This window comes from Catellatospora bangladeshensis (genome assembly GCF_016862575.1).
Classification (GTDB): Bacteria; Actinomycetota; Actinomycetes; order Mycobacteriales; family Micromonosporaceae; genus Catellatospora; species Catellatospora bangladeshensis.
The window spans coordinates 20680-36980 of record NZ_BONF01000026.1 but is presented as its reverse complement, the minus strand read 5'-3'; the positions used below and the strand labels follow the sequence as shown (position 1 = coordinate 36980).

The window sequence follows — 16301 nt, the reverse complement described above, 5'->3', positions numbered from 1 at the left end:
GTTCAGCCATAGGTTTCGACACGAACTCGCGATCATCGCGAGCGGACCTGAGGGGTCAGTGGTCGCGGAGGAGGGAACCCGCGCCGTACACCTTGTCGGTGATGCCGTTGTCGCGCAGGGCCATCCACCAGGTGGCGGCGTTGATGGCGATGACGGGCTTGCCGAGCCAGCGCTCGGCCTCGTCGGCCAGGCGGACCATGGACAGGTTGGTGCCGCACTGCACAATCGCGTCCACGTCGGGGCCGTCCACCTTGCGGATAGCCTCGCGCAGCTCGTCCTCGGTGACGTGAGCGATCGCCACGGCCGTCGGGCACCTCAGGCCCTCGATCGCGGTGACCTCGAACCCGATCTCCGAGAAGAACTTGACCACGTTCTGGTCGCCGACGGGCTGGTAGGGCGTGACCACGCCGATGCGGCGCGCCCCGTACAGTTTCAGCGCGCGCTCGCACGCCTCGGCGCCCGTGGCCACCTCCAGGCCGGTGATGGCATTGATCTGGCGTACGAACTCGCGGTTACCCTCGACCCCGCCCCAGAACGTCTCCGCCGACATGCCCATGACCATGTAGTCGGGCTCGCAGGTCAGCACCCGCTCGCAGGCCGCGCCGATCTCGTCGCGGATCTGCACCAGCAGGTGCTCGAAGTTCGCGTCGTCGGACAGGTCCTGGTTGCGGATGTGGATGCGGGAGAAGTGCGCCGTCACGCCCGGCACCGTCATCGAGTAGAAGTCCGGCTCGACGATCGTGTTGGTGGACGGCGCGATGACGCCGAACTTGCGCCGCCAGCCCAGTGCGTCGGTCATGCCGGGACACCCACCGGCTCAGGGCTCGGTGCGCGGGTGGCCGCCCGGACCGTCAGCAGGGCGGCGATCAGGAACAGGGTCTGCGCGACGGTGTTGGTGCCCTGCTCGATCCACTGGAACGCGACCGTGTGGTGGTCGGGGTGGTTGCGCAGCGGCACCATCGCGGTCACGCCGACGATGCCGAGCACGAACAGGACCACCGCGAGCCAGGCCCGGCGGCGCCCGGCCAGCACCGCGCCCAGCACGCTGATCAGCGTCACGCCCGCGGTCGCGGCGATGAAGGCCGGCTGCAGGCTGCCCGTGCCGATCGCGGCCCCGGCGACGGCCACCCAGACCAGGGCGTACGGCCACCACGGGGTGACCTTGCCGCGCAGCGTGGTGGTCAGTGACCACAGCACCAGCAGCGCACCGGTCGCCATCAGCGGGAACAGCGACTGCTCCAGCCAGGGCCAGTCGGTGCCGGTGGACGACAGCACCAGTTTCCAGGTCGATTTGGCGACGCCGCCCAGGCCGATGAGGACGGCCCCGGCCCGGCCGAGCAGGGCGGCGACCGGGTCGATCCGCTGGGACGCGCCGCCCAGCAGCCAGAACCCGGCCAGCGCCAGCAGCACGGGGACGTAGTCCTCCACCGCCATGATCACCGGGTAGTCGTTGGTGTTCACTCGTTCTCCCCGAACACGTCTCGCTTACGGAACGCGGTCATGAACCGCCAGAACGCCTTGCCCCGGGTCAGCCACGCCACCCGGCCCCCGTTGGGGGTGCCGGCCAGCACCTTCGCGGCCAGCCAGGGGGTGACGGTCTCGACCCGGTCGGCCAGGATGTTGAAGATCTTCTTCGCCTGGGCCAGCTCCTCCGGCGTGTAGTCGTGCGTCAGCAGGTCGGTGACGACCATGCCGGGGGACAGATGGTGCACGGTCACGCCGGTGCCCGCCACCTCCTTGGCCAGGCTGTCCGTGGTGTACGTGACGGCGCGTTTGGTGGCGCCGTACACGGTCAGGCCGGGCCGGATCATGCCGTTGGAGCCGAAGCCCTCCATGTTCCACAGCGCGCCGTGGCCCTGGGCGGTCATCCCGGCCAGCACGACCGCGCTCGCGTACAGCAGCCCGCGCAGGTTCAGGTCCACGGTGGCGTCCAGCTCGCCGGGCGGCAGCTCCCACAGCCTGTGGCGGGCGGGGGACATGCCCGCGTTGTTGATCCAGATGTCGACGCGCCCGTGCTTCTCGACGGCCGCGTCCCACAGGTTCCGCACCGCGTCGCGGTCGGTGACGTCGGCGACGACGCCGTACGCCTGCGGCACCTGCTCGCCCGCGCGCTTGACGGAGTCGACCGACCGTCCGCAGTAGACGACCTGCGCGCCGCGTGCGGCCAGCTCCCGCACCAGCCCCAGGCCGATGCCCCTGGTGCCGCCCGTTACGACGACCACCTTGCTCATGCCGCGTCCTCCCACTCCAGCAGGCCGTGCATGACGCCGTCGAGCACGTTGCCGTCGAACAGCTCGTACACGACGGCCAGCTGCTTACCGGCGGACATGCCCGGCTCGGCGTCGATGAGGACCTCGCGGGTCTTCACCTTCACCACGTCGGTGAAGTGCAGCGACCCGAACGCGGCCCGGCCGAACGCGATCGCGTTGCCCCACACCTCGGGGCCTTCGTGGAACAGCCGGTTGCCGTCGCGGCGGGCCACGGCGGTGGCGGTGCGGTTCAGTGCGCCGGACCAGGTGATGGTGCGGCGGGTGTGCAGCAGGTCGACCGGTTCGAGGGCGAGCCGGATGTCGACCGTGCCGCGCAGTTTCTGGTCGGCGCCCCAGAGTTCGACGCTGCCCGCGTACGCCCCGGCCTGCTTGGTGGGCATGATGTGCGGGACGGGCCCGCGGCGGGTCTCGGCCGCCAGGAAGTCGGCGACCCTGGCCTGCGTCTGCGGGTTCTCGTCGTGGTCGTGCGAGCGGGTGTAGACGCCGTTGAAGCAGCCCACGACGGACCAGCCCTGGTAGAGCACCGACGAGTACACCTGCGTCTGGCCGTCGGGCAGGATCTGGTTCCAGGTGTTGAGGTCCACCTGCCAGCCGGGCCCGTAGTAGTGCGAGTCCACGAACGAGCCGTAGGGCTGCCCGGTGCCGTAGAAGTCCGGTCCGGTGTAGACGCGGTTGTCGTCGGCGTCCTTGACCCCGAACGCGAACGGCGCGCCGAGCCGGAACTGACCGGCCAGCGGCCCGCCCCCGGTCAGCCCGCCGTCCATGTAGTACGTGGTCACACCGTTCTCGAACACCGAGGAGCGGCGGATGTCCTCGTACCCGCACCAGGTGCCGGTGGCGTCGAACAGCGACGGGCGGCCGTGCCACTCCCCGGTGATGCGCTTCTGCCACTCGCTGGGCTCAGCCATTGGCCACCAGCTCGGCGCGGATGGCGTCGGTCGTCTCGTCGCCGAGCAGCCGGGACACCTGCGCCCAGACCGGGTCGACGTCGCGGCTGAAGATGTTGGCGCGCACGGCGGTGTCCCGGGCGGCCAGGTCGGTGTCGGCCAGCCCGGCAAGCACGTCGTCCGGCAGGCCCTTGTCGACCAGGCCCGACCAGTGCGCGGCGTACGCGTCCACGTGCTCGGTGATCGCCGCGAACGCCTCCTCGGACGCGCGGTTGACCAGCATCCACGGCGACATGATGGCCCGCTGCCGGGGCCCGATCGCGGCCGGCGTCAGGCCCTCGATGCCCGCCGCCGACTCGAACACCGGACTCAGCGGGTGGAACGCCGCGTCCAGGTAGGGCAGGTGCGAGGCCAGGTCGGCGCGCGGGATCAGGTCCAGGTGGAACGCGTGGTACGCGCCGCCGTACACCGAGTCCAGGGTGAAGTGGGGGACGGCCGAGTCCTCCGGGGTGAACGCGAAGATCATGTGGCTGTCGAGCTGGATCATCGGGACGACCAGGCCGACGTACACCACCTTCGCCACGGCCGAGCCCTTGAAGACGCGCACCGAGCCGACCGGCGCGGGCGACATCGGGCTGGTCAGCGAGGCGAGCGGGGTCTCCTGCTCGACCAGGTCGGGGTGGGCGGCGAGGATGCGGTTCAGGGTGCGCTCGCACAGGTCGGCGGGCAGGCTCACGGTGTCTCCTCGGACTCGGCGGCCTGCGCCTGCGCGGCGTCCCAGGCGGCCTGGACGGTGGGGTGCTCGCCGCGGGCCTTGTGCACCCACGCGCGGGCCAGTTCGGGGTTCTCCCGGCGGGCGGGGGAGGCGATCACGGTCGCGGTGCGGCGCGGTACGTCGCCGGTGATGCTGTCCTCCTCGGACAGCAGCCAGCCCTTCTCGGCCAGCTCCTGGCGGCGGCGCCGGTAGTGCACGGCGATCAGGTCGCTCTTGATGTGCAGCTCCGCGCCCAGGTCGAAGGGCAGCAGCTCCGGCCGGACCTTGTTCACGACCTCCGCGTCCTCGTAGAAGATCTTGAGGGTACGGTTGATCGCGTTCTTGTCGGCCCACTTGCCGGTGAAGAAGGTGCGCAGCGCGACCCACTTGACCAGCGTGGTCGTCTCGTCGACCGGGATGTTCGTGTCGTAGATGATCAGCTCGCCGATCGGCAGCCGCACGTGCAGCTTGATCATGTTCGGCAGCATCCAGCCGGCCGAGGTGCGCACCGGCGGGCGGTTGCTCAGGTCGCCCTTGTTGCGGTTGAGCAGCGCCCAGATGCCCTTGGGACGCGGCGGGTAGAGGTCCACCGTCGCGAACGCCGACCACTCGTCCGGTGTCTCCAGCTCGTACTCGGCGACCTCCGGGCGCTCCGGGTTGCCGAACGCGCCCGCGTGCACGAACGGCGCGTGCGCGATGTCGCAGCCGTTCTCCAGGATGCGCTCGTAGTTCGCCTTCCACAGGAACTCGCCGGTCACCGCCCGGAAGCGGCCGCCGTTCTCCTTCAGGTCGTCGAACTCCGGCCACACCGGCAGCGGCGGGCGCTCCTGTTCGGGCAGGTCGCCCATGAATACCCAGACGAAGCCGTACTTCTCCTGCACCGGGTACGAGTCCACCCGGGCCTTCTTCGGGATGCTCCGGCCCGGCAGGTTCGCCGGGATCTTCGTGCACTGGCCGTCGGCGTCGTACTCCCAGCCGTGGTACGGGCAGACGATGCAGCCGTCCTTGGTCCAGCCGCCCGACAGCGCCGCGCCGCGGTGCACGCACAGGTCCGACAGCGCCACCGGGCGCCCCTTCGGCGTGCGGTAGAGCGCGAGGTGCTGGCCGAGCACGGTGACCCGGGCCGGTTTGGTGGTCACCCGGTCGGCGAACTCGACCGCGTACCAGAAGTTCTTCAACATGGCTCTACCTCCGCCGGACCGCGGCGACGCCGGGATTCTCGGTAAGTTTGTCCAGCTCAGCCTGCGCGTCCGGGCCGCCGCGCAGGTGCGTACGGCAGAACGCGCCGACCAGCTCCGCCAGCAGCGCGCGATGCTCGGCCGGGTCGCCGTCGGCGGGCAGGTCCAGGAACGCCCGCGCCGCCGTGTGGTCGACCGGGTGCACGATCCCGAAGTGGTTCGCCCCCGCGAGCCGCACCAGCAGGTTGGCGCCGTCCCGGTCGGGCAGCGCCTCGTCGAACGTGCGCGTGATCGGATCCCGCCGGGTCGCCGCGTCCTCGCCGTAGCGGTCCGCCGAGCCGTTGATCACGCCGTCGTTCTCGCCCGCGACCAGCAGCACCGGGCAGTCGGCCTGGGCCGGCAGGACCGTGCCCGCCGGCCAGCCCAGCATCGTCGCGACCATGGTGTGCGCGCCGTACGTCGCGACCGCCTTGATCTCCGGCAGGAAGCTCGCCGACTGCAGCGCCACCGTCCCGCCCGCCGAATGGCCGATCAGCGCCACCCGGTCCAGGTCCAGCAGTCCCGCCACCGGCCCGGTCATCGCGGCCAGCGCGTCCAGCACCGGCCGCAGCGACGGGCAGGTCGGCCGGGTGCCGTAGCCGTCGGGCTTGGCCGCGTCCAGGTCCACGCCCGGCGTGATCCCGTGCAGGCCCCCGAACAGCGTTCCCACCCAGTCGTAGGTCACCGCGACGATGCCCCGCTCGGCCAGCGCGCAGGCCAGCCAGCGGTACGCCTCCTGGCCCACGTTCACCCCGGACACGATCAGCGCCACCGGGTACGGCGCGCCGGACGTGTCCGCCGCCATGACCCCCGACAGCCGCTCGCGGTCGGAGCCGTCCGGCACCGCCGAGTAGTAGACGCGCAGGTGAGCTGTGTCGAACGGCGGCTCGTGGCCGGGCATCGTCGCCGCCCACCACACCGAACGGATCGTGCTCATCGCGGGCGCTCCGACTTCCGGTCCCCGCCCCACAGGCCGCGGACCAGCTTGTCGGTGGTCTCCTGGCCGAAGAAGCGCACACCCATCACGTTGGCCGGATCACGGTCGGCGATGTTGCGCCGGATCCGCAGGTCCGTCTCGGCCAGCGCGGCGCGCTCCTCGACCGGCACCGGCTCGGCCTCGTCCACCCAGCGCAGCCAGCGGTCCACGTGCGCGTGGGTCAGCTGCCGCACGATGTCGAGGTTGCGGGTGCTGCGCTTGAACGAGTAGCAGTACGCCGTCGGCGACAGGCTGGCCCGGATGAACCCGGCCCGGCTGACGAAGTACTCGAACTCCGGGTCGGCCCGGTGCGCCAGCCAGTCCTGGTCCAGCGGGGCGTAGTAGCGGTCGTAGTACTCGCCGTCCTCGACCATGTTCACCCGCGGCACCGAGTCGAGGTAGAACCAGCCCTCCGGCCACACCAGCAGGGCCAGGCCCAGGTGCGGCACCTTGACCTGCGGGCCGAGCCACACGGTCAGGTGCAGGTTGGCGAAGCTCGCGCCCGGGTTGCCGAGCCAGGAGTGCACCATCCAGTCGACCTCCGGCCCGCTGTACGCGGCCAGCGAGCCGCCGGGGCCGTCCGGGTACTGCCCGTACGAGTCCAGCTCCAGGGTGGACTCGTCGCGGTGCAGCTCGAATCGGGCGTCGATCTTCGCCTTCAGCTCGGCGAGCAGCTGCTGATACTGGTGGAAGGTGTCGTGCACGTCGATGACGGGCGAGTTGTCGACCATGTCCTCGACGTGCCGGAGCGTTTCGGCCACCGTGGCCTACCTTTCTGTGAGGGCGTGCACCAGCCGCCACGGGCGGCCGTCGACGAGATCGGTCTGGCGGGACACCAGCCGGTTGGCGGCCTGGGCGGGGGCGACGTCCGCGCGCCCCGCGGCCTGGCCCGCCGGCACGGCCGTGACCACCGGGTGGCTGATCCGCCCGGTGAACGGCCCCTGCCAGGCGGTCCACAGCGTGAAGTCCGGCGACAGCGCGAACACCGCCGCCTCCTGATGCACCGGCGTCGCCGCGACCACGTTGAGCCGGTTCTCCGCCGCCCGTTCCGGCAGCCCGAGGGCGAGCTCCCAGGTCTCCGCGGTCTCCACGGTCACGGCGACCACGTCCACGTCCCGCAGCGCCGCGACCCGGAACAGCTCCGGGTAGATCGAGTCGCCGCCGGCCACCATCGCCAGCCGTCCCCAGGCCAGGTCGACCGTGACCAGCGCATCCGTCTCCGGAGCGGGGCCGGTTGCGGCCTGCGCGCCCGGCTCGGGTGCGGTGCCGGGGGCACCGGTCTCCTGCGCGGCCGACAACTTCTGGGATGTAGCTACATCCCAGGAGGTGTGGACCGTGCCGGAGTGGTCTGCCGCGGCGGAGGGCAACCCCTGTGTTGCCGTGGCAACCCAGGAGTTGCCGTCGTTCGCGGCACTGTGTAGCCGGGGCTGACGCGCGACGACGCCGGTCGCGTCGACCAGGACCGGACCGCCGGGAGTGCCGACCACGGCGTGGGCGCGGGTGCCGTCGAGCGCCGCGGCCACGGCCGCCGGGTCGCCCTCGTGGACCACGATCAGCTGGGCGCCGGAGGCGGCGGCCAGGGCGGTCTCGCGTTCGGCGGTGGCGGCGTCGCCGCGTACCACCGCGACCTGGATGTTGTCGGCGCCCGGAGGGCGGCGGCGGCCGTGCGGAGGCTCGGCGATGTCGGTGTAGAGGTCGGGGCGGCGGGTGGCGAAGATGTCGGTGCCGTCGGGGCGCCGCTTGCCGTCGGCCAGGTCCGGGTCGATGTCGGCGATGACCACCGCCTCGCCGGTGCGCGGCCCCTTGGCCAGCACCGTCCCGTCGGGGGCGACGATCTGGCTCTCGCCCGCGCCGTGCAGCCACTCCGCCGGTACGCCCAGCGCCGCGCTGAGCCGGGGCAGGTGCTCCTCCGGCAGCAGCGGCCCGACCTTGTTCGCGGCGACGACCCACACCTTGTTCTCGGCCGCGCGGACCGGGATGTGCAGGCTCGCCTCGTCCAGGGCGAACGAGTTGAGGCTGTTGAGCAGCACCTGCGCGCCGCGCAGCGCGAGGCCGCGGGCGACCTCGTTGATGACGCCCTCCATGCAGGCGTACATGCCGAGGCGGCCGAGCGGCGTCTCGATGATCGGGCCGACCTCGGTCGCCGGGTCGAGATGGTCGTTCTCGGCGCCCATCAGGGTCTGCTTATCGCACTGGCCGAGCACCGCGCCGTCGGGGCCGAACAGGAAGTTCGTCCCGCCGGTGCGCCCGTCCGGGTGCGCGTGGGTGACGTTGATCTTTATGTGTACGCCGTGCCTGCGGGCGCGGTCGGCGACCGCGGTCAGGAACGGGTCGCCGGGCCGGGTCGCGAGCTGGTGCGCCTGGGCCCGGTCGGCGTAGTAGGACAGGTGGTTGCAGAATTCAGGCAGCACGATGAGCTGTGCGCCCTGTGCGGCGGCGTCGTCGATGAGACGCAGGCACGCGGCGAGGTTGCCGTCGACGTCCTGCGACGCGGCGAGCTGCACCGCGGCGACCCGTACTGGAGCCATGCACTGTCTCCGGTTCCCCTAGCGAAACGCTGTTTCCCAAAACTACACTCGCGGGAGCGTTCGCAACAGGGGTCGACCAGAGGGGTCGTGATGCTTTCTCACGTAGTGCTGATGACGTTCACCGACGCAGCCGATGCTGCCAAGGCGAAGGATCTTTTGGAAGGCCTGGTGGGTGACGTTCCGGAGATTCTCAGCATGCGCGTGCACCTCGATGAGCTGCACACTCCCGTCTCGGCGCACCTGTGCATGGTCAGCACCCACGCCGACGCCGAGGGCCTGGCCGGATACCAGAAGCACCCGGCGCACCTGGAACTCGCCCAGTGGCTCCGCCCCCGCCTCGCGTCCCGCGTGGTCGTCGACTACACCTCCTGAGCCACCCCGCCTCCGCCCGCGCCCCGCGCCGCCCGCGTGGTGCGGCTCGCGCCATGATCGCTAGTTTGTGTCGAAACCCAAGGTCTGGCCAAAGGTTTCGACACGAGGCAGCGATCATCGTTGGCGATGTCGCCGCGCGTTGCTCAGGCGGTCTCGGGAAGTTCGGCGGCCAGCTCGTCCGGGGCGCGCATGCGCCAGGCGTCGGTGACCAGCTCGGCGAGGCGGTCGGCGTCGACCTGTGCCAGGCGCAGCATGACCAGGGGCATTCCGTCGTAGGCCGGGGTGGTGAAGAAGCGTTCCGGCTCGCCGAGCAGCAGCGCCTGCTTCTCGGCCTCATCGCCGACGTACAGCACGGCGACGTCGGTGCGGATGACCCGCGGCCTGCCCGGCAGGCGCTCGGGATACGACCAGACGAAGCCCTTGTTCGCGACCCGGAAGTCGAAGCCCGCGCTGTCGATCTCGACCACGTGCGGCAGGGCGAGCGCCAGGCGGCGGACGTCGTCGGCGTCAGCCATCACGTTCGCTCTCGTCAGCCGGCATTCGCACAGCCACAGCTTAACGGCCGCGGCGGACGTTCTCCGGCCGCCGGATGCGGCGGTCACAGGGCTCGGCGGCCGTGGCGCGATTATGCCGCAACGGATGATCTCCAGCGGGCCGCGCGCCCTTATGATCATGCGTCATGCCTGTAGACCTGCCGCTGTCGCTGCTCGTGGTCCTCCTGCTGGTGCTCGGCCTGGTCTGGTACCACCGGACCGCCTCGCGCCGCCGGCGGGCCGCGCGGCAGCTGTCGGGCATCGCCGACCAGGCGGAGGCGCTGCACGAGGCGGGCCGCGACGACGAGGCGATCGCGCTGATCGGCCGCGAGCTGGAGCTGTCCCGGGGCAGCATCCACTCGAACCTGGACCGGGTCCGGCATGCCATGCTGCTGCGCGACATGGCTCTCCACCTGCATCTGGCGGGCCGTCTCGCCGAGGCGCTGCCGTACGCGACCGAGGCCGCCGACCTGACCGACAGCCTCGCCGAGCGGTACCCGGCCGACGCCGTCGCGCCCAGCCTCACGCTCGGGCTCCTGCTGAGCGGGCTGGGCCAGGACGAGGCCGCCGTGCACCGGTTCCGCCAGGCGCGGCGGTATGTCGTCCTCTCCGGGGTGGCGGGCCTCGACGCATCGGCCGACGCCGAGCGGGTGTACGTGCTGGCAAACCTGGCCATGGCGCTGCGCCGCACCGGCGAAGGGGCCGAGGCGCTCGCCCTGGCCGCTGAGGCCGTCGACCTGACCCGCTACATCAAGTACGCGAAGCTGCCGCCGCACGCCGAGGGCACCGCGGGGTGGGCGCACGGCGCGCTGGCGCTGACCCTGACCGACGCGGGCGAGGACGGCCGGGTGGCCGCCGCCGACGCGCTGGCGATCTGGCAGGGTCTGACCGAGCGCGGCGTCTACGGGCCGGACAGCGAAGGGCTCGCCGCGTCGCTGTTCTTCATGGGATACGCCCTGCGGCCGTTCGACCCGGCTCCGGCCGCAGGATTCGCCCGCCGCGCGGTGGACATGCTCACCCGGCTGGAGTCCGGCACGCCGGGCCGCGGCGGCCGCCGCCTGGGGGAGGCGCAGGCCCTGGTCGAGGCCCTCGCCGGCACCGAGCAGCCCTGACCGTCAGGTGGCCGGCCGTGCGTCACCCGGTACGCACGGCCGGCCACCCTGTTCGTCAGTTGCCGATGTTGGACTGCGGCCCGGTGTACGTGCGCAGCAGCGCGGGCACGTTCGCGGCCGGGTCGAGGGTGTACGAGTAGAAGCTGCCCGGGTTGAACGCCGACCCGTTGGTCGACGCCTTGCCGGTGCAGTTCACCCGGATGCTGCCCGACTCGCGCAGCTGCGCGGCGGACGTGTCCGGGTAGTACGGGTTGGCCACGTTCTCGAAGTAGCTGTTCTCCAGCACCATCTTCGTCGCGCCGCGCGACAGGTTGCCGTACGACGCGATGTTGCTCAGGTAGTTGTTGTACAGGTGGGCGTACGCCACGTTGTCGGTGCTGGGGTTGCGCTGGTTGGTGTCGTGGATCCAGTTGTGGTGGATCGTCATCCGCGCGGTGACGTTCTCGGTCCAGCCGATGCCGAACGCCTTGTTGGTGTTGCCGAGGTTGTTCCAGGACACGGTCAGGTACGAGGTGTCCTTGCGGCTGTCGATCAGGCCGTCGTTGGTGCGGCTGATGGTGTTGTGGTCGATCCAGATGTGATCGGCCGTGTCCATCTGGATGCCGTCGTAGTCATAGTCCTTGTCATCGGGGTCGTCCTCGGCCATCAGCGTGTCGCCGATGGTGAGGTTGCGGATGATGACGTTGCGGGTGCCCGCGCCGAGGAAGAAGCCGCCGCCCTTGATCCGGCCGTTCCTGCCCACGCCGATGATCGTCTTGTTGGACTTGACCGGGATCTCCATGCCGTACGGCGACACGTTGATGGTGGCGTTGACCCGGATGATGTACGCCTCGCTCGCGGCGGCGTAGCGGACCAGGTCGGCCTGGCTGGTGACGGTGACGGTGGTGCCGCCCGCGCCGCCGGTGGTGCCCGCGGCGAACCCGTCGGCGGTGTTCGACCAGGTGCGGCCGCCCGAGGTCGGGGACGGGGACGGCGCGGCGCCGACGGCGTTGAACGCCCACTGCATCCGCGCGATGTCGGAGCAGGTCTCCTGGACGATCGGGTTGCCGCCCGAGGTGGAGCCGTCCTTGTTGCTGATGCACAGGTTGCCGGCGACGCTGCGGATCAGGTACTTGCCCGAGGCCGCGCCGGAGGCGGTGAAGACCCACTGCTGGTTGGTCTTGGTGCCGTCGCCGCAGCCCCACTGCTGCAACTGCGTGCCCGACGTCGTCGAGCTGCTGGGCACGTCCACGCACCGGCCGCTCTTGATGTTGACCAGGTTGTATCCGCCGGACTGGGAGACGGCGCGGAACTGCTGCTCGGTCGCGGTGGCGGCGCAGGCGATCTGCTGGAGCAGCGCGCCGTTGTCGACCGAGCCGCCCGCGACGACGGCGCACTTGCCGCTCGACCCGTTGGCCAGGGTGTACACGCCGCCGTCGGCCGGGGCGACGGCTGCCTCGGCCGGCCAGACGGACCCGGCGACCACCAGCCCGGACAGCGCCACGGTGGCGGCGCTCAGCACGGCCAGCAGGCCGCGTTTCCTACTACGCACGAGTTTCTCCTTCGAGTGAGGGTTGGTCAGCCGACCGGGTTCCAGCCGTCGGAGCCGGCCAGGTACTTCTGCGGGGTGTAGTTCGGCGCCTGCGCGTCGGACAGCTGCGGGCGGTTGCTGTTGACGGTCGCGCCCGAGCCGGTGTTGCGGTACTCCGTGAACCGGGCGTTCTGCCAGGTGTTGGTGGACATGTCGGTCCACGGCTGGGCGGTGCGGATGGTCGCGCTCAGCGCCGTCTCGCGGTAGAGGACCTGCGCGTCCTGCCGCCAGGGGCGGCCGAGCTGCGTCGTGTTGCTGGTCGCGCCGGTGACGTTGGAGCGGTAGAACAGCATCCCGTAGGTCTTCGTGGCGGGGGTGCTGGCCGCGGTGATCGGGCCGCCGGTGCTGCGCCGCTGGTAGATCGAGCAGCTGTGGAACACGATGGTGCCGCCGCCGAAGATGAAGTCGACGGTGCCCTCGATGTAGCTGTTGCGCACGTACGCCCGCGTGGCGTCGTTGACCAGGAACGTGTCCTGGTTGCCGAGCAGCCGTACGTTGTCCAGCACCGCGCGGTCGGCGTTGAGGTGCAGGGCGACGGCCTGGCTGCCCTCGCCGTAGTCGTTGGACACGGTCAGGTTGAGCAGGGCGAGGTCGTGGCCGTACCCGAACAGCGTGGCGCTGCCCGAGGTGCCGTAACCGCCCGCCGCGCTGCGGTTGTTCACGATGACCGTGTTCGACGCCGCCGAGCCCAGGCCCTGCAGCGTGACGAACGGCTTGTTCGCGGGGATGGTCACGATCTCGCGGTAGGTGCCCGCCTTGATGGTGATCACCCGCCGGGTGGTGTTGTTCGCCGGGACCGCGTCGATCGCCGCCTGCACGGTCCGGTAGGTGCCGGTGCCGTCGGCCGCGACCACGGGCCGGGTGACGGTGCCGCTGGGCGTGGGCGACGGCGCCGCTCCGACCTGGTTGAACGACCACTGCATCCGCGCGACGTCGGCGCAGGTCTCCTCCACGATCGGGTTGGTGCCCGAGGTGGAGCCGTCCTTGTTGCTGACGCACAGGTTCGTGGCGACGCTGCGGATCAGGTACCTGCCGGACGCGGCGGCGGAAGCGGTGAAGGTCCACTGCTGGTTGGTCTTGGTGCCGTCGCCGCAGCCCCACTGCTGCAGCTGGGTGCCGGACGTGGTGGAGCTGTTCGGCACGTCGATACAGCGGCCGCTCCTGACGTTGACCAGGTTGTAGCCGCCCGACTGGGCGGCGGCGCGGAACTGCTGCTCGGTGAGGGCGCTGTTGCAGGCGATCTGCTGCAGCAGCGCGCCGTTGTCGGCCGACGCGCCGGCCACGTTCACGCACTTGCCGCTGGAGGCGGAGGACAGGGTGTAGACGCCGCCGTTGGCCGGGGTCGCCGCCTCGGCGGTGGACATGCCGACGGCCAGGACGGTGGCGGCCGTGGCCGCGAGCACGACACCGCCGGAGACGAGGCGCCGCCAGGGGGAGCGGCCCCGCCCGGGCACGCCGGTCGGCGGGGATGATCTGGGCATCGCTGGTCCTTTCGGGACATGGTTGCGGGGCGGCGCTGCCTGGACGCCGCCGCCGCGGGGACGGATGGTGCCGGACGGCCCGGTCGTCCGGCGGTCGCGACGGTCCGGCCGCGGGCACGGCCGGATGTCGCTGTCTGGTAGACGGGCCGGCCACCCGGCCGTAACAGAAATCGGCGAGGTTTGTTTGCATGCCGGCCGAAGCAACGGCGGCCGCCGATGTCTTTACAGGCTGATCGGAGGCGTGTCACGATGGCGGCGGCCCTCAATAGATCTTGTTCGAGGACCGTGTCGCGGCAGGAGTTGCATCGATGGACATGCTCGCGGATCCCGCGCTCGTCGTCGCGGCCCGCGCCGGGGACCGGCAGGCGGTGGCCCGGCTGCTCGCCGAGCACCTGCAGCTCGTGTACAACATCGTGGGCCGGGCGCTGCACGGCCACCCCGACGTCGACGACGTGGTCCAGGAGACGATGCTGCGCGCCGTGCAGGCGCTGCCGTCGCTGCGCGAACCCGAGCGCTTCCGGTCGTGGCTGGTGGCCATCGCCGTACGCCAGATCCAGGACCGCGAACGCACCCGCCGCACCGACCGGGCCCGCACCGTGCCGGAGCTGCCCGACCCGCCCGACCCGGACGCCGACTTCGCCGAGGACGCGCTGGCCCGGCTGCGCCTGTCCGCCGAGCGCGAGGTCGTGCTCGCCGCCAGCCGCTGGCTCGACGCCGAGGAGCGCCGGGTCCTGGCGCTGTGGTGGCAGGAGATCGCGGGCTCGCTCAGCCGCGCCGAGGTCGCCGACGCCCTCGGCCTGACCGTCGCCCACGCGGGGGTACGCATCCAGCGCATGCGCGCCCACCTCATCCGCGCCCGCGCCGTGCTCGCCGCCTGGCGGGCCAGCCCCCGGTGCGCGGACCTGGTCGCGGCGGCCCGCGGCTGGGACGGCAACGCCGAACCGCGCTGGCAGAAGCGGCTGCACCGGCACATCGAGCAGTGCCCGAGCTGCCAGGCGGTGAGTCGGCCGCCGATCGCGGCCGAGGCCGTCCTCGGTGGTCTGGGCCTGGTGCCCGTCTCGGCCGGGGTGCTCGACGAACTGCTCGGCGCGCTGGCGAACGCGGCCGGGACCCTCGCCACGGGCGGTGTGGCAGGCGCGGCCGGGAGCGTGGCCGCAGGTGGCGCGCCAGGCACTGCGGCGAGCCTGGCCGCAGGCGCGACCACCAGCGGTGCCACGAGCTTGGCCGCAGGTGGCCTGGGCGGCACCGCTACTGCGCCGGGTGCGGCGCTCGCGGCAGGTCAGGTGGGCTGGTGGGCACGTCTCGTGGCACCGCTGTGGGCCAAACCGGTGCTGACCGTGGGCACGGCTGCCGGGACGGCCGCCGCTGTCGCCGCCGTCCTCGTGCTGCTGCCGGGAAAGACGTCACCGCAGGTCGAAGCCGCGCCGCCCAGCCCGTCACCATCGGTGATCCCGGCGAGCAGCGCGGCGGCGGCCCCGTCGGTCTCGCCCTCGGCGACGGCCGCCGCGGTGCGGCTGGAGATCCAGCTGGCGCCGGACGGCAGCGACGACGGCGACGGCAGCGCCGCGCGCCCATACGCGAGCCTGGCCAAGGCGGTGTCCGTTGCCCGGCCGGGGCAGACGATCGTCGCGCGGGGCGGCACCTACCGGGCCGTCGAGCCGGTCGTGATCGAGACCGACGGCACCGCGCAGCAGCGGATCACGCTGACCGCCGCGCCCGGGGAGCGGCCGGTGTTCGACGCCTCCGGCCTGCGCTCCAACAGCTGGTTCATCACGCAGACCGCCGACTACTGGACCGTACGCGGGCTGGAGATCCGCAACGCGCCGCGCAACGCGTACGTGTGCCGGGCCTGCCGGCACAACGTGTTCGAGCGGCTGTCCGTGCACGACAACGGCGGCACCGGCCTGACCCTGCGCGACGTCGGCACCGAGCACAACCAGGTGCTGGACGGCGACTTCTACCGCAACCGCGACGCGGGCGGCGACGCCGACGGGCTGTCGGTCAGGTACGGCGCCGGCGACGGCAACACCGTGCGCGGGTGCCGGTTCTGGGGCAACGTCGACGACGGGCTCGACCTGCACGACTTCGCCGACCCGGTGACGATCGACCGCAGCTGGGCGTACGGCAACGGCGTCGACCTGTGGCGCGACCCGGACCGGGCGGTGCCCGGCGCGGGCAACGGCTTCCGGCTCGGCGGCGGCGATCCGGCCCCCGCCGTGGCGCACGTCGTCACCAACAGTGCCGCCTGGGACAACACCGGCTACGGCTTCACCGAGAGCGCCAACCGCGGTGCCCTGCGGCTGACCAGCAACACCGCGTACCGCAACGGCAAGGACGGGTTCGCGTTCTTCTACTCCGGCGCGGTGTTCCGCGGCAACCTGGCCCTGGGCAACTCCCGCGAGGCGCGGCTGTCCGCGACCGCCGTGCAGGACGGCAACTCCTGGAACCAGTCCGGCTGGAGCACCGACGCCCTGGTCGAGGACGACCCGGCGGGCGCGCAGCGGGCCCGGCCCGCCGGTGGCGGTCTGCCTGCCACCACGTTCCTCACCAACGACCGCGACCCCGCCGTCGGCGCCCCGATGAAGGGCTGACCGCGGCGGG

At 71.8% G+C, this 16301-nt stretch carries 15 protein-coding genes; 3 read left to right on the top strand and 12 right to left on the bottom strand.

Features of this window, described 5'->3' with window-relative positions:
- Nucleotides 1-55: 55 nt before the first annotated feature.
- The 9 genes from Cba03nite_RS21460 to Cba03nite_RS39915 are packed head-to-tail and all read right to left on the bottom strand — an operon-like array spanning nt 56 to nt 8632.
- Entirely contained in the window at nt 56-799 is a 744-nt protein-coding gene (locus tag Cba03nite_RS21460) for a maleate cis-trans isomerase family protein (protein WP_203749054.1), read from the bottom strand.
- Entirely contained in the window at nt 796-1461 is a 666-nt protein-coding gene (locus Cba03nite_RS21455; RefSeq protein ID WP_203749052.1) for a hypothetical protein, read from the bottom strand. The genes Cba03nite_RS21460 and Cba03nite_RS21455 overlap by 4 nt, the downstream gene beginning before the upstream one ends.
- Nucleotides 1458-2231 carry an SDR family oxidoreductase gene (locus tag Cba03nite_RS21450; RefSeq protein ID WP_203749050.1) on the bottom strand — a complete coding sequence of 258 codons (774 nt, stop codon included), beginning with the start codon at nt 2229-2231 and terminating at the stop codon, nt 1458-1460. Before Cba03nite_RS21450 ends, Cba03nite_RS21455 begins: the two co-directional genes overlap by 4 nt.
- Nucleotides 2228-3178: a hypothetical protein gene (locus tag Cba03nite_RS21445; protein WP_203749047.1), complete on the bottom strand. Its 951-nt coding sequence runs from the start codon at nt 3176-3178 to the stop codon at nt 2228-2230. The genes Cba03nite_RS21450 and Cba03nite_RS21445 overlap by 4 nt, the downstream gene beginning before the upstream one ends.
- The gene (locus tag Cba03nite_RS21440; protein ID WP_203749045.1) at nt 3171-3893 is read right to left on the bottom strand and encodes a hypothetical protein; all 723 of its coding nucleotides are present in this window, start codon (nt 3891-3893) and stop codon (nt 3171-3173) included. Before Cba03nite_RS21440 ends, Cba03nite_RS21445 begins: the two co-directional genes overlap by 8 nt.
- Nucleotides 3890-5092, bottom strand: a complete 1203-nt coding sequence (locus Cba03nite_RS21435) for an aromatic ring-hydroxylating dioxygenase subunit alpha (RefSeq protein WP_203749043.1) — start codon at nt 5090-5092, stop codon at nt 3890-3892. Before Cba03nite_RS21435 ends, Cba03nite_RS21440 begins: the two co-directional genes overlap by 4 nt.
- 4 nt (nt 5093-5096) lie before the next feature.
- Nucleotides 5097-6065 carry an alpha/beta hydrolase family protein gene (locus Cba03nite_RS21430; protein ID WP_203749041.1) on the bottom strand — a complete coding sequence of 323 codons (969 nt, stop codon included), beginning with the start codon at nt 6063-6065 and terminating at the stop codon, nt 5097-5099.
- Complete coding sequence (locus Cba03nite_RS21425) at nt 6062-6865, bottom strand: oxidoreductase (RefSeq protein ID WP_203749039.1); 804 nt, start codon at nt 6863-6865, stop codon at nt 6062-6064. The genes Cba03nite_RS21430 and Cba03nite_RS21425 overlap by 4 nt, the downstream gene beginning before the upstream one ends.
- A gap of 6 nt (nt 6866-6871) precedes the next feature.
- On the bottom strand, nt 6872-8632 hold the full coding sequence (locus Cba03nite_RS39915) for a nitrilase-related carbon-nitrogen hydrolase (RefSeq protein ID WP_239125931.1): 1761 nt from the start codon (nt 8630-8632) through the stop codon (nt 6872-6874).
- A 90-nt stretch (nt 8633-8722) separates the two neighbouring features.
- Here Cba03nite_RS39915 and Cba03nite_RS21415 point away from each other — a divergent pair, with 90 nt between their 5' ends.
- Complete coding sequence (locus tag Cba03nite_RS21415; protein ID WP_203749037.1) at nt 8723-9004, top strand: Dabb family protein; 282 nt, start codon at nt 8723-8725, stop codon at nt 9002-9004.
- Between the two features lie 143 nt (nt 9005-9147).
- Here Cba03nite_RS21415 and Cba03nite_RS21410 read toward each other — a convergent pair whose 3' ends face one another.
- Nucleotides 9148-9519: an MmcQ/YjbR family DNA-binding protein gene (locus Cba03nite_RS21410; RefSeq protein WP_203749035.1), complete on the bottom strand. Its 372-nt coding sequence runs from the start codon at nt 9517-9519 to the stop codon at nt 9148-9150.
- Nucleotides 9520-9683: 164 nt separating this feature from the next.
- Between Cba03nite_RS21410 and Cba03nite_RS21405 the strand changes: the two genes are divergently transcribed.
- A complete protein-coding gene (locus Cba03nite_RS21405) occupies nt 9684-10649 on the top strand; it encodes a hypothetical protein (RefSeq protein ID WP_203749033.1) in 966 nt (321 codons plus the stop codon).
- Nucleotides 10650-10704: 55 nt separating this feature from the next.
- Here Cba03nite_RS21405 and Cba03nite_RS21400 read toward each other — a convergent pair whose 3' ends face one another.
- Nucleotides 10705-12180 (bottom strand): RICIN domain-containing protein, encoded by a 1476-nt coding sequence (locus Cba03nite_RS21400; protein ID WP_239125930.1) that lies wholly within the window; start codon nt 12178-12180, stop codon nt 10705-10707.
- A 26-nt stretch (nt 12181-12206) separates the two neighbouring features.
- On the bottom strand, nt 12207-13700 hold the full coding sequence (locus Cba03nite_RS21395) for a pectinesterase family protein (protein ID WP_239125929.1): 1494 nt from the start codon (nt 13698-13700) through the stop codon (nt 12207-12209).
- Nucleotides 13701-14008: 308 nt separating this feature from the next.
- Here Cba03nite_RS21395 and Cba03nite_RS21390 point away from each other — a divergent pair, with 308 nt between their 5' ends.
- A complete protein-coding gene (locus Cba03nite_RS21390; protein WP_203749031.1) occupies nt 14009-16291 on the top strand; it encodes a sigma-70 family RNA polymerase sigma factor in 2283 nt (760 codons plus the stop codon).
- The last annotated feature ends 10 nt before the right edge of the window (nt 16292-16301 follow it).

Bases quoted from the DNA above. Each gene is read 5' to 3' on its own strand.
- Cba03nite_RS21415 (WP_203749037.1), top strand. From the start codon at position 8,723: ATGCTTTCTCACGTAGTGCTGATGACGTTCACCGACGCAGCCGATGCT.
- Cba03nite_RS21405 (WP_203749033.1), top strand. From the start codon at position 9,684: ATGCCTGTAGACCTGCCGCTGTCGCTGCTCGTGGTCCTCCTGCTGGTG.
- Cba03nite_RS39915 (WP_239125931.1), bottom strand. From the start codon at position 8,632: ATGGCTCCAGTACGGGTCGCCGCGGTGCAGCTCGCCGCGTCGCAGGAC.
- Cba03nite_RS21435 (WP_203749043.1), bottom strand. From the start codon at position 5,092: ATGTTGAAGAACTTCTGGTACGCGGTCGAGTTCGCCGACCGGGTGACC.
- Cba03nite_RS21460 (WP_203749054.1), bottom strand. From the start codon at position 799: ATGACCGACGCACTGGGCTGGCGGCGCAAGTTCGGCGTCATCGCGCCG.
- Cba03nite_RS21390 (WP_203749031.1), top strand. From the start codon at position 14,009: ATGGACATGCTCGCGGATCCCGCGCTCGTCGTCGCGGCCCGCGCCGGG.
- Cba03nite_RS21395 (WP_239125929.1), bottom strand. From the start codon at position 13,700: ATGCCCAGATCATCCCCGCCGACCGGCGTGCCCGGGCGGGGCCGCTCC.
- Cba03nite_RS21430 (WP_203749041.1), bottom strand. From the start codon at position 6,065: ATGAGCACGATCCGTTCGGTGTGGTGGGCGGCGACGATGCCCGGCCAC.
- Cba03nite_RS21410 (WP_203749035.1), bottom strand. From the start codon at position 9,519: ATGGCTGACGCCGACGACGTCCGCCGCCTGGCGCTCGCCCTGCCGCAC.
- Cba03nite_RS21450 (WP_203749050.1), bottom strand. From the start codon at position 2,231: ATGAGCAAGGTGGTCGTCGTAACGGGCGGCACCAGGGGCATCGGCCTG.
- Cba03nite_RS21445 (WP_203749047.1), bottom strand. From the start codon at position 3,178: ATGGCTGAGCCCAGCGAGTGGCAGAAGCGCATCACCGGGGAGTGGCAC.